At 61.6% G+C, this 12,197-nt stretch carries 10 protein-coding genes; 8 read left to right on the top strand and 2 right to left on the bottom strand.

Annotated features, from left to right (window positions below; genetic code table 11):
* Positions 1-12: 12 nt before the first annotated feature.
* Both P775_RS05115 and P775_RS05120 read left to right on the top strand, forming a co-directional pair.
* The gene (locus tag P775_RS05115) at positions 13-420 is read left to right on the top strand and encodes a VOC family protein (RefSeq protein ID WP_099909957.1); all 408 of its coding nucleotides are present in this window, start codon (positions 13-15) and stop codon (positions 418-420) included.
* Between the two features lie 60 nt (positions 421-480).
* Positions 481-1,011 (top strand): DUF3859 domain-containing protein, encoded by a 531-nt coding sequence (locus P775_RS05120; protein ID WP_099909958.1) that lies wholly within the window; start codon positions 481-483, stop codon positions 1,009-1,011.
* 9 nt (positions 1,012-1,020) lie between these two features.
* On the opposite strand, the gene P775_RS05125 is transcribed toward P775_RS05120, so the two are convergent.
* Positions 1,021-1,791, bottom strand: coding sequence for a sulfite exporter TauE/SafE family protein (locus P775_RS05125; protein WP_099909959.1), 771 nt, complete (start codon positions 1,789-1,791; stop codon positions 1,021-1,023).
* A 147-nt stretch (positions 1,792-1,938) separates the two neighbouring features.
* On the opposite strand from P775_RS05125, the gene P775_RS05130 reads away from it, so the two are divergent.
* Complete coding sequence (locus P775_RS05130) at positions 1,939-3,624, top strand: acyl-CoA dehydrogenase family protein (protein ID WP_099909960.1); 1,686 nt, start codon at positions 1,939-1,941, stop codon at positions 3,622-3,624.
* A gap of 180 nt (positions 3,625-3,804) precedes the next feature.
* Here the strand turns inward: P775_RS05130 and P775_RS05135 are convergent, their stop codons facing one another.
* Positions 3,805-6,306, bottom strand: a complete 2,502-nt coding sequence (locus P775_RS05135) for a GcvT family protein (protein ID WP_099909961.1) — start codon at positions 6,304-6,306, stop codon at positions 3,805-3,807.
* A 277-nt stretch (positions 6,307-6,583) separates the two neighbouring features.
* Here P775_RS05135 and P775_RS05140 point away from each other — a divergent pair, with 277 nt between their 5' ends.
* From P775_RS05140 to rodA, 5 genes are read left to right on the top strand one after another with little or no spacing between them, the layout of a single operon-like run.
* Positions 6,584-7,630 (top strand): rod shape-determining protein, encoded by a 1,047-nt coding sequence (locus tag P775_RS05140; RefSeq protein WP_099909962.1) that lies wholly within the window; start codon positions 6,584-6,586, stop codon positions 7,628-7,630.
* A 31-nt stretch (positions 7,631-7,661) separates the two neighbouring features.
* On the top strand, positions 7,662-8,588 hold the full coding sequence (mreC, locus tag P775_RS05145; RefSeq protein WP_099909963.1) for a rod shape-determining protein MreC: 927 nt from the start codon (positions 7,662-7,664) through the stop codon (positions 8,586-8,588).
* Positions 8,581-9,120: a rod shape-determining protein MreD gene (locus P775_RS05150; protein WP_099909964.1), complete on the top strand. Its 540-nt coding sequence runs from the start codon at positions 8,581-8,583 to the stop codon at positions 9,118-9,120. The genes mreC and P775_RS05150 overlap by 8 nt, the downstream gene beginning before the upstream one ends.
* Positions 9,117-11,060, top strand: coding sequence for a penicillin-binding protein 2 (mrdA, locus tag P775_RS05155; protein ID WP_099909965.1), 1,944 nt, complete (start codon positions 9,117-9,119; stop codon positions 11,058-11,060). The genes P775_RS05150 and mrdA overlap by 4 nt, the downstream gene beginning before the upstream one ends.
* A complete protein-coding gene (rodA, locus tag P775_RS05160; protein WP_099909966.1) occupies positions 11,057-12,196 on the top strand; it encodes a rod shape-determining protein RodA in 1,140 nt (379 codons plus the stop codon). Before mrdA ends, rodA begins: the two co-directional genes overlap by 4 nt.
* Position 12,197: the final 1 nt, after the last annotated feature.

Consider the following 12,197-nt stretch of genomic DNA (forward strand, 5'->3'; position numbering starts at 1 on the left):
CAGGAGGACCCGATGTCACAGACCCTGGCCCATGTCGCCCTTGTCGTACCCGACTACGACGAAGCCATCGACTATTTCGTCAACACCATCGGCTTCGAGCTGGTGGAAGACACCTATCAGCCCGAACAGGACAAACGCTGGGTCCTCGTGCGCCCCCGTGGGCCGGGCAGCTGCTCCATCCTGCTGGCACGCGCCGCAACCCCGCATCAGGAACGTTATATCGGCGATCAGGCCGGGGGCCGGGTCTTTCTGTTCCTGCACACAGACGATTTCTGGCGTGACCACCAGCGCCTGTCCGACAAGGGAGTGTCCTTTGTCCGCCCCCCGATACAAGAGGAATATGGCACCGTCGCGGTCTTTCGCGATCTTTACGGCAACCTCTGGGACCTGATCGAATTCACCAAAAATCCGCCGGACTGATACCCGCCCCAGACCCACAGCCATCTTGCCAACAGCGCAAACCCGACGCATCATCCCGTGATGAAACACGTCCTCCTCAGCCTCGCCCTGATCCCGCTGCCCCTCGCCTCCCCCGCGCAGGTGATCCAGAACAATACCCAGCTCAGCGTGACTCAGGGCATCTTTTGCGAAATTGACTCCGTCGCCACCATGGATGCTCCCGGCACCGCTGCGGGACATATCGAACTTTACGACCACACCCCGGAATTCCAGTGGCTGGGCAGCGTCGTGCCCATGGTTCCGGGGCTCAGCTTCGGGGTGCGCGTCGATACGGTCGGCCCGCAGGCCTTTGGTGATACGGTCATCACCCTGACCCATCCGCCGCTGATCGGGACCGACATCACCGAACAGACCTATGTCACCACGCTGGGCGGCGAAGGCCCTTCGGTCAACGCCTATACCTTTGATCTGCCGATGGAACTTGTGACCGGCACCTGGACCTTCACCGCCCGCCAGAACGGGCAGGAACTTTACAGTGCGCAATTCACCGTGGTGCCGCGCGCCCAGGCCCCGCAGATCGCCCTTGGCTGCGAAAGCAACCTGATGTCCTGAGCGGTGGCTTCAGGCGAAAAACGCCCGCCGCAGCAGGTTCAGCGCCGTGATCATCAGCACCACCAGCGTCATCTTGCGAAACAGCACCTGATCGATCCGATCCTGAAACAACCCGCCGATCCACATGCCCGCCACCGCCGGCACGATCAGCACCAGCGAAAACAGCAGTGTCTGCGCGTTCAGCACGCCAGACACCAGATGCGCCCCGGTCAGCGCCACGGCGCCCAGACCATAGATCACCCCCTGCACCCGCATCTGTTCACGCTTTTCCGTGCCCAGCGCGGTCAGATAGGCCACCACCGGCGGCCCCCAGACCCCGGACAACCCGCCCATGAACCCGGCAACGGCACCGATCCCGATTTCCAGCTTGTGACTCGGCCCGCCAGGCAGCTCTCCCCGCCAGCCCAGCAACTGCGCCGCAGCAAACAGCGCCACGGGCCCGCCGATCAGCGCCAGCAGCAGCCATCCCGGCATCACCGTCACCAGCTGGGACGAGATCATCAGAAACACCACCCCCACCAGCAGGAACACCCGGTAGCGTTTGACCGAATCGAACGCCGCCGCAGGCCCCTGCCGCAGCGCCTGCATGCCGTTGGTCACCAGCGTGGGCAGGATCAGCCCGCCCAACGCCAGTTCTGGCGAAATCACCGACCCAAGGCCCGAGATCATGATCATCGGCATGGCGAATCCCACCACGCCCTTGACGATGCCCGCAAGCAGCGTAATTCCAAGACAGATCCCCAACAAGGGCAGGGGCATGAGGGTCAGCAATGTATCCATAAGCGCCTCATATCAGAGCCTTTGAGGGAGTTCTTCAAAAAAGCACTGCGCAATATTTGAACCAATAGTCGCACCTTCAGGTATTTTTGTTGCGCTGCATCTGCGAAGGGATTATCCCCGGACGCAACAATCGAAAGGACGTGAACAATGGCACATGACGGTCAGGACCTCTCACTCCCGGACAGCATCCTTCTGCCCGATCTTCTTACCCTCACCTGGACCGCGCTCAGCCCGGTCGAAGAAATCTTCGAGGCGGCCAGATCCCGCGTCCGCACGCTGGTCGAAGAAAACGGTCGTGTCTCTGGCGCCCTGATCGAGGCGCACCAGACCGCCGCGCACGGCCTTGCCTGGCTCGCCACCTACACCGAAGCCCTGCGCCAAATGCAGCACTGGGCCGGGATGCTGGTCGAAACCGGCAAGTTTTCCGAGGTTGAACAGCTGATCCACCAGATCGCTTTCGGCGAATACCTTGACCAGATCGCCGGTGGCATCCCGATGAGCCAGGGCGAAATCCTGCGCCTGTCGGATATGGGGCTGGACGGCGATGTGGCGGCCCTGCTCGACACGCCCGACATCGCCACCCTGCGCCGCCGCGGCAACACCCAGGCCGCCCGCACCCGGCTGGTTGAGCTGATGCAGGAACGCTCGGCCGAAATCACCGTCGGGGCCACCGGCCTTGATGACGAGCTTGAGATGATCCGCGAACAGTTCCGCCGCTTCTCGCTCGACAAGGTTGAACCCTATGCCCACGAATGGCACCTCAAAGATCAGCTGATCCCGATGGAAATCATCGACGAGCTGGCCGAACTCGGCGTCTTTGGCCTGACCATCCCCGAGGAATACGGCGGCTTTGGCCTGTCCAAGGCGTCGATGTGCGTCGTCTCCGAAGAACTCTCGCGCGGCTATATCGGTGTCGGCTCGCTGGGCACCCGCTCTGAAATCGCGGCAGAGCTGATCATCGCCGGCGGCACCGAAGAGCAGAAACAGAAATGGCTGCCTGCGCTGGCTTCGGGCGAAAAGCTGCCCACAGCGGTCTTTACCGAACCCAACACCGGCTCTGACCTCGGGGCGTTGCGCACCCGCGCTGTCAAGGACGGCGAAGATTACAAGGTGACCGGCAACAAGACCTGGATCACCCACGCCGCCCGCACCCATGTCATGACCCTGCTCGCCCGCACCGATCCCGACACGACCGACTACAAGGGCCTGTCGATGTTCCTGGCCGAGAAAACCCCCGGCACAGACGACGCCCCCTTCCCGACCGAGGGCATGACCGGCGGCGAAATCGAGGTGCTCGGCTATCGCGGCATGAAGGAATACGAACTGGCCTTCGACAACTTCCATGTAAAGGGCGAAAACCTGCTGGGTGGCGAAACCGGCAAAGGCTTCAAACAGCTGATGGAGACGTTTGAATCCGCCCGCATCCAGACCGCCGCCCGCGCCATAGGTGTCGCGCAATCGGCGCTCGACGTGTCGATGAAATACGCACAGGACCGCAAGCAGTTCGGCAAGGCGCTGATCGACTTCCCGCGTGTGTCAGGCAAGCTTGCCATGATGGCGGTCGAAATCATGGTGGCCCGCCAGCTCACCTATTTCTCGGCCCGCGAAAAGGACGCAGGACGCCGCTGCGATCTAGAGGCCGGCATGGCCAAGCTGCTGGGCGCTCGCATCGCCTGGGCCTGCGCCGACAACGGCTTGCAGATCCACGGCGGCAACGGTTTCGCGCTGGAATACACCATCAGCCGCATCTTGTGCGACGCGCGCATCCTCAACATTTTCGAAGGCGCCGCCGAAATTCAGGCTCAGGTGATCGCACGCCGCCTGCTGGGGTAATTTGTTAACGAATATTCGCTTCACGTTAACCATTAAAAACGCCCCGCCGGTCCAGCCGGTGGGGCGTTTTGCATTTTGGCGGATCGCTCACCGCCTTATGCCCGCCATACGCTTTCCATACGCAAACCATACGCGTTCCAGCAGGCCACAGGACGGGGTCTCCCCCGCCCTGTCATCCCTTCAGCCGTCCTTGCGGATCGTCGCGTTCTGCGGATCGTAGGGGCTGTCCTCGGTCACCGTCGCATCCCACAACTGGTTCAACATCTTGACCTTCAGCACCTTGCCAACCACCGCATGTTCCGGCTTCACATAGCCCATGCCAATGCTCTTGCCGAAGGCCACGGAATACCCGCCCGAGGTCAGACGCCCAACCCGTGTGCCATCCTCAGCATACAGCGCCTCACGGCCCCAGGGGTCCGCATCCGCAGGCCCGTCAATCAGCAGGGTGATGCATTTGGAGCGGATTCCCACCGCCTCCATCGCCTCTTTCCCGTTGAAATCCTTTGACAAATCCACAAAGCGCGGCAGATCCGCCTCAAGCGGCGTGGCATCGCGCCCAAGCTCATTGCCAAAGGCCCGATAGGATTTTTCCTGCCGCAACCAGTTCTGCGCCCGCGCCCCGACCAGCTTCATCCCGTGGGGCTCACCGGCTTTTTCCAGCAGGTCGAACAGGTAGTTCTGCATCTCGATCGGGTGGTGCAGCTCCCAGCCCAGCTCGCCGGTATAGGCGACGCGGATGGCGCGCACCGGGCACATGCCCAGTTCGATATCGCGCATGGTAAGCCACGGAAAACGCTTGTTGCTCAGCGCAGTAGCCGGATCGGCATCCTTGATCACCGCCGACAGTACCTCGCGGGATTTCGGCCCCGCGATGGCAAAGACGCCGTATTGGGTGGTGACATTCTGGATCTCGATATAGCCAAATTCCCCCGCCTTGTCCTCGGCCGCCTTGCGCAGGAAATCCGCGTCGTAATCTGTCCAGGCCCCCGCAGAAACCAGATAAAATTCACCCTCTGTTAACCTTACTATGGTGTATTCCGTGCGCGTGCTTCCCGCGTTGGTCAGCGCGTAGGTCAGGTTGATGCGGCCCACTTTTGGTAGTTTGTTACATGTTAACCAGTCGAGAAACGCAGTGGCGCCGGGACCTTTAACGAGTTGCTTGGTAAAAGCGGAGGCGTCGATCAACCCGACGCCTTCGCGTATTGCTTTCGCTTCGGACACGGCGTGTTCCCACCATCCACCGCGACGGAAAGACCGTGAATCATGGTCAAAACTGTCCGGTGCATCCAGCGGGCCGAAATAGTTGGGGCGTTCCCATCCGTTCACATGCCCGAATTGCGCGCCACGCGCCTTTTGCCGGTCATAGGCGGGGACGGTGCGCAGGGGACGGCAGGCCGGGCGTTCTTCATCCGGATGATGCAGGACAAAGACATTCTCATAGGCCTCTTCGTTCTTGCGGGCCGCATATTCGGTGGTCATCCAGGACCCGTAGCGCTTGGGATCCAGCGAGGCCATGTCGATCTCGGCCTCTCCCTGTGTCATCATCTGAGCGAGGTAATACCCCGTGCCCCCCGCTGCGGTGATCCCAAAGGAAAACCCTTCGGCCAGCCACATGTTGCGCAACCCCGGCGCCGGGCCGACCAGCGGGTTTCCATCGGGCGTATAGCAGATCGGACCGTTGAAATCATCTTTCAGACCAACGGTTTCCGAGCTGGGGATCCGGTGGATCATCGCCATATATTCCTCTTCGATCCGCTCAAGATCGAGTGGGAACAGGTCGGCGCGGAAACTGTCGGGAACGCCGTATTCGAACCTCGCAGGCGCGCCTTTTTCGTAAGGCCCCAGGATCCAGCCGCCGCGCTCTTCGCGCACATACCACTTGGCATCGGCGTCACGCAGGACCGGGTGCTGGTCATGGGTCTTGCGATATTCCACCAGCGCGGGATCGGGTTCGGTCACGATGAACTGATGTTCGACCGGAATCGCCGGGATCTTGATCCCCAGCATCTTTGCCGTGCGCTGCGCATGGTTGCCCGTCGCCGTCACCACATGTTCGGCATGGATCACCGCAGTTTCTTCGGACGGGACAAGGTTGCCGCCCTTTTCCACCATCTTGGTGATGCCCACGTCCCAGTGGTCGCCCATCCAGATATAACTGTCGACCTGCCACTTGCGTTCGATCACCACACCGCGCTGGCGGGCGCCCTTGGCCATGGCCATCGTCACGTCGGCGGGGTTGATATAGCCATCGGTCGGGTGAAAGATCGCACCCTTGAGGTCATCGGTGCGCACCAGCGGCCACCGGTCCTTGATCTGCGCCGGGGTCAGCCATTCGAACGGCACGCCGCAGGTTTCTGCGGTCGTGGCATACAGCATATATTCATCCATCCGTGCGTCGGTCTGCGCCATGCGCAGGTTGCCCACCACGGCGAAACCGGCGTTCAGCCCGGTCTCTTCCTCAAGCGTCTTGTAGAACTTGATCGAATAGTCATGGATATGGGTCGTCGCAAAGGACATGTTGAAATAGGGCAACAGGCCGGCGGCATGCCAGGTGCTGCCGGATGTCAGCTCATCGCGTTCGAGCAGCATGACATCGTCCCACCCGGCCCGGGCAAGATGATAGGCGATCGAGGTGCCGACAGCGCCGCCGCCGACGACCAGTGCTTTGACGTGGGTTTTCATGAATGTGCTACTCCCGCAGGCTTCGCGCCCTGCATAGCGCAGCGCGGACGAAGACAACGACTTGGCCCGACTTGTCATGGCGGGAAAGCGACACGGCCCAACAGCCCTGTCCAGCCCCCGGAAAACAGACCACTTTTCAGCATGAAACCGGCGTCTGGCAGTTTCACGCTGAATTGCCCGACACAGACCCTTTCGCTAAAGATAAACCGCGCCTATAACGACCACCGGCCTGCATCGGGAGAGTCGCGGGCCCAAAACGATATTGGGGCACGACATAATGTTTGGACTTGAAAAACTCCTAGGCCTGTTTTCTGCAGACATGGCCATTGACCTTGGGACAGCGAACACGCTGATCTACGTCAAGGGTCGTGGGATCGTGTTGTCAGAGCCATCGGTCGTAGCCTACCACATCAAAGACGGCGTAAAGAAGGTGCTCGCCGTCGGCGAAGACGCCAAACTGATGCTGGGCCGCACCCCCGGCAGCATCGAGGCGATCCGCCCGATGCGCGAAGGGGTGATCGCCGATTTCGACGTAGCCGAGGAAATGATCAAGCATTTCATTCGCAAGGTTCACAAACGCTCCACCTTTTCCAAGCCAAAGGTCATCGTCTGCGTCCCCCACGGCGCAACCCCTGTTGAAAAGCGCGCGATCCGTCAGTCCGTACTGTCCGCCGGTGCACGCCGTGCGGGCCTGATTGCCGAACCCATCGCAGCGGCCATCGGCGCGGGGATGCCAATCACCGATCCGACCGGCAACATGGTTGTCGATATCGGCGGCGGCACGACAGAGGTGGCCGTTCTGTCGCTTGGCGACATCGTCTATGCCCGCTCCGTCCGCGTCGGCGGTGACCGCATGGACGAGGCGATCATCAACTACCTGCGCCGTCAGCAGAACCTGCTGGTTGGCGAATCGACCGCCGAACGTATCAAGACCTCGATCGGCACGGCGCGCATGCCCGATGACGGGCGTGGCTCTTCGATGCAGATCCGGGGCCGCGACCTGCTGAATGGCGTGCCCAAGGAAGTCGAGATCAGCCAGGCTCAGGTGGCCGAAGCTCTGGCCGAACCCGTGCAGGCGATCTGCGAGGCGGTGATGACCGCGCTCGAAGCGACCCCGCCGGATCTGGCGGCGGATATCGTCGACCGGGGCGTGATGCTGACAGGGGGTGGCGCATTGCTCGGCGATCTGGATCTGGCGCTGCGCGAACAGACCGGTCTGGCCGTTTCTATCGCCGACGAATCGCTGAACTGCGTCGCTCTGGGCACCGGCAAGGCACTGGAATACGAAAAACTGCTGCGCCACGTGATTGACTACGACAGCTGATCCTCTCACCTTTAAGGGATAAGGGGGACAGGTGGCACGCGACCGCTCCAATGGCGCAGAATATACAGGACCGCTGAAGCGTCTGCTTCTGTCGGTCCTGATCCTGTGCCTGCTTGGTCTGTTTCTGGTCTGGCGAATTGATTCGCCCAGGGTGGAACGGTTTCGCGCGCAGGTGCTGGATACGGTGGTGCCCAGTTTCGACTGGGCGATGGCCCCCGTCACGGCCAGCGTCAAGCTGATGCGCGACTTCCGCAGCTATCAAAGCATCTATGACCAGAACCAGGAACTGCGTCGCGAACTGCGGCACATGACCTCCTGGAAAGAGGCAGCGCTGCAGCTGGAACAAGAGAACGCGCGCCTGCGTGACCTCAACAACGTCCGGCTGGACCCCAGGCTTACTTATATCACCGGGGTGGTGTTGGCGGATTCCGGATCGCCCTTCCGCCAGACCGTGCTGATCAACGTCGGATCGCGCGACGGGATCGTTGATGGCTGGGCAACGATGGACGGTATCGGCCTCGTCGGGCGGATTTCGGGGGTCGGTGACACCACCAGCCGGGTGATCCTGCTGACCGATTCCACCAGCCGCATTCCGGCAATCATCCAGCCCTCGGGCCAGCGGGCGCTGATTGTGGGCGACAATACCGCCGCACCGCCGATTGATTTCCTTGAAAATCCCGATCTCGTGCGCCCCGGCGACAGGATTGTGACCAGTGGCGACGGAGAGGTGTTTCCCCCCGGCCTGCTGATCGGACAGGTGGCACAGGATCCGGGCGGACGGCTGCGCACGCGTATGGCCGCAGATTACGAACGGCTGGAATTCCTGCGCGTGCTACGTGATCACGGCGCGCGCAAGGTCGATCAGCCCAGCGCACTGATCCTGCCCAGCGTGCCACCAGGCAGCACGCCCCCCGTGGAAGAGACGCCCGCAGAAAGCGACCCCGAAGAAAATGGTTGATCAAAGCGCCGCCCGGATCTGGACCATGCGCGCGGCCTTCATCGCTGTCTGCCTGCTGATCATGTTCTTTCATCTGATGCCGCTGGAAACCACTCCCGGCCGCTGGGCCGCGCCCGACCTGATTGTCTGCCTGTGCCTTTCATGGGCCCTGCGCCGCCCCGATTATGTACCGACGCTGGCCGTTGCGGGGGTCATGTTGCTCGCGGATCTGATGTTCCAGCGCCCGCCGGGGCTTTGGGCGGCGCTGGTGGTGATGGCCGTGCACTGGCTGAAATCGCGCGAAAGACGGCAGCGCGAAACAACCTTTCTTCTCGAATGGTTTACCGTGACGGGCTGTCTGATCACAATAACTCTGCTATACAGACTGGTGTTGCTGATCCTCATCGTGCCCTTCGGCACGCCGTTCCTGACCCTGATGCAGCTCGCCCTGACCATCCTGATCTATCCTTTGGTGGTTGTGCTGTCGCATCTGATCTTCGGCGTCCGACGCTCGGCCCCCGGTGAGGTGGACAGGTTGGGACATTCATTATGAGACGCACCCCAAGGGACACCGCAGAAAGCGCGCGTAAGATTTCACGCCGTGGCGTGATGTTGGGCGGCGTCCAGCTGGGGTTTGCCGGAATTCTGGCGGCACGGATGCAGTTCATGCAGGTCGAACAGGCCGATGAATTTCGCCTGCTGGCCGAAGAAAACCGAATCAACCTCAGGCTGATTCCCCCGGCACGTGGCCAGATCTTTGACCGCAACGGCATCATCATCGCCGAAAACGCGCCAAGTTACCGCATCTCGATGGTGCGCGAAAACGCGGGCGACGTGGATGATGTGATCGCGCGCCTCGCACAGTTGGTCAAGCTGGACGAGGATGAACTGAACCGCGCCCTGGCCGAGATGAAACGCTCTGCTCCGTTTCTGCCTGTTACAATTGCCGACCGGGTCAGCTGGGAGGATATCAGCCGCATCGCCGTGAACGCCCCCGCCCTGCCCGGTGTCACCCCCGAGGTTGGCCTGTCGCGCCATTACCCGATGACCACTGCCTTTGCCCATGTGGCAGGCTATGTCGGCCCGGTCAGCGAACGCGATCTGGCCCGTTACGAAGACCCCGAACCGGTTCTGCGCATCCCACGCTTCCAGATCGGCAAGGTCGGGATCGAGGCGAAATACGAAGAGATGCTGCGCGGAAAGGCCGGCGCCAAGCGGGTCGAGGTCAATGCGGTGGGCCGCGTGATGCGTGAACTCGACCGCCGCGAGGGCGAAGAGGGCGCAGATCTGCAGCTGACCATCGATGGCCGCCTGCAGGACTATGTGCGCGCGCGTTTGGGCCACGAAAGTGCCAGCGTGGTGGTGATGGATCTCGAACATGGCGATGTGCTCGCCATCTCCTCTTCCCCTGCCTATGATCCAAACAAGTTCGTGCGCGGGATCTCGGTCGCGGATTACAGCGTACTGCGCGAAAACGATCGTCGCCCGCTGGCCTCCAAGACGGTGCAGGATGCCTATCCGCCAGGCTCGACCTTCAAGATGGTCACCGCAATGGCCGCCCTTGATGCGGGCGTCATCGGCGCCGAGGATACGGTCTGGTGCCCCGGCTATCTCGAAGTGGGCGGGCGGCGCTTCCACTGCTGGAAACATGCCGGCCACGGGCACATGAACCTTGAAACCTCGCTGCGCGAAAGCTGCGATGTCTATTACTACGACCTCGCGCTCAAGGTCGGGATCGAAAATATCGCGGCCATGTCCCGCCGTCTGGGCTTGGGCGCCATCCACGACATTCCGATGTCGGCGGTCACGGCAGGTCTGGTCCCGGACATGGAGTGGAAGCGGCGCGAACGCGGCTCTGAATGGGTGATCGGTGATACGGTGAACGTGGCCATCGGTCAGGGCTACGTGCTGACCTCACCGCTGCAGCAGGCGGTGATGACCGCGCGTCTGGCGACCGGGCGCAGCATCACGCCACGGCTGATCAAATCCATCGCAGGGGTTGAAACACCCTCGCAGGGTGGTGAAAGTCTCGGCCTGAACGAAAACCACCTGCGCTGGATTCGCCGTGCGATGTTTGCCGTGTCCAACAACCGGCGCGGCACCGGATATGGATCGCGCATTGTCGAAGAGACCTTTCGCATGGCCGGCAAAAGCGGCACCAGCCAGGTGCGCAACATCAGCGCGGCGGAACGTGCACGCGGTGTGATCAACAACAACGATCTGCCTTGGAACCGGCGCGACCACGGTCTGTTCGTGAACTTTGCCCCCTATGACAATCCCAGGATCGCGGTTTCGGTTGTGGTCGAACATGGCGGCGGCGGCTCGTCTGCGGCCGCACCGATCAACCGGGATGTGACGCTGCAGGCGCTGTACAAGGGGGACCCGCCGCTCTCGGCTTATCCCTCAAAGGATCACGAACATATCAAGGCTCAGCAAGAGCGGATCAGCCAGGAACGTCAGGTACCTGATGCCAAAGGGCCAAGCCGCGCATGAGCTATCTTGAATATTCCGTCAAAACAGTCCCCTCCGGCCTGCGCAAGATCCTGTACCTGAACTGGCCACTGGTGCTGCTTTTGTCGGCAGTGGCCTCGGTCGGGTTCCTGATGCTCTATTCCGTTGCGGGCGGCTCTTTCATGCCCTGGGCAGAGCCGCAAATGAAACGCTATCTGCTGGGGCTTGCGGCCATGTTCACCGTCGCCATGGTGCCGATCTGGTTCTGGCGCAACATGGCTGTGGTCGCCTACCTTGTCTCCGTCGCGCTGCTGGTGGTGGTCGAACTGTTCGGCACCGTCGGCATGGGCGCGCAGCGCTGGATCGATATCGGCTTCATGCGCCTGCAACCGTCCGAGCTGATGAAGATCACGCTGGTGATGCTTCTGGCGGCCTATTACGACTGGTTGCCGATCCGCAAGACATCCGGCATTTTCTGGGTGCTGATACCGGTCATCCTGATCCTGCTGCCAACGGGGCTGGTGCTGACCCAGCCCGACCTTGGCACCGCGTTGCTGCTGGTGTTCGGCGGCGCGCTGATGATGTTCCTGGCCGGGGTGCACTGGGCCTATTTCGCCACAGTCCTCGCCGCAGGGGTGGGTGTTGTCGCAACGGTGCTGAAAAGCCGCGGCACCGACTGGCAGATGCTCAAGGAATATCAGTTCCGCCGGATCGACACCTTTCTGGATCCCAATTCCGATCCGCTTGGCGCGGGCTATCACATCACCCAAGCCAAGATCGCCATGGGCTCGGGCGGCTGGACCGGCCGCGGCTTCATGCAGGGCACGCAGTCACGCCTGAACTTCCTGCCGGAAAAGCACACCGATTTCATCTTCAATACGTTGGCCGAGGAATTCGGCTTTGTCGGCGCGGTGTCGCTGCTGGTGCTCTATGTGCTGATCATCATCTTCTGCATCGTCTCGGCCATGCAGAACCGCGACCGTTTCTCGTCCCTGCTGATCCTCGGGGTCGGCATGACATTCTTCCTCTACTTTGCCATCAACATGTCGATGGTCATGGGCCTTGCGCCCGTGGTCGGCGTGCCCCTGCCGCTGGTCAGCTACGGCGGATCCGCCATGCTGGTCCTCATGGCGGCCTTTGGCCTTGTGCAAAGTGCCCATATTCACAGACCGAGGTAAC

Origin of the sequence: Puniceibacterium antarcticum (assembly GCF_002760615.1) — a bacterium.
Classification (GTDB): Bacteria; Pseudomonadota; Alphaproteobacteria; order Rhodobacterales; family Rhodobacteraceae; genus Puniceibacterium; species Puniceibacterium antarcticum.

Excerpts from the sequence above, each read along its gene's own strand:
- rodA (WP_099909966.1), top strand. The coding sequence starts at position 11,057 with ATGAGCTATCTTGAATATTCCGTCAAAACAGTCCCCTCCGGCCTGCGC.
- mrdA (WP_099909965.1), top strand. The coding sequence starts at position 9,117 with ATGAGACGCACCCCAAGGGACACCGCAGAAAGCGCGCGTAAGATTTCA.
- P775_RS05120 (WP_099909958.1), top strand. The coding sequence starts at position 481 with ATGAAACACGTCCTCCTCAGCCTCGCCCTGATCCCGCTGCCCCTCGCC.
- P775_RS05130 (WP_099909960.1), top strand. The coding sequence starts at position 1,939 with ATGGCACATGACGGTCAGGACCTCTCACTCCCGGACAGCATCCTTCTG.
- P775_RS05115 (WP_099909957.1), top strand. The coding sequence starts at position 13 with ATGTCACAGACCCTGGCCCATGTCGCCCTTGTCGTACCCGACTACGAC.
- P775_RS05125 (WP_099909959.1), bottom strand. The coding sequence starts at position 1,791 with ATGGATACATTGCTGACCCTCATGCCCCTGCCCTTGTTGGGGATCTGT.
- P775_RS05150 (WP_099909964.1), top strand. The coding sequence starts at position 8,581 with ATGGTTGATCAAAGCGCCGCCCGGATCTGGACCATGCGCGCGGCCTTC.
- P775_RS05140 (WP_099909962.1), top strand. The coding sequence starts at position 6,584 with ATGTTTGGACTTGAAAAACTCCTAGGCCTGTTTTCTGCAGACATGGCC.
- P775_RS05135 (WP_099909961.1), bottom strand. The coding sequence starts at position 6,306 with ATGAAAACCCACGTCAAAGCACTGGTCGTCGGCGGCGGCGCTGTCGGC.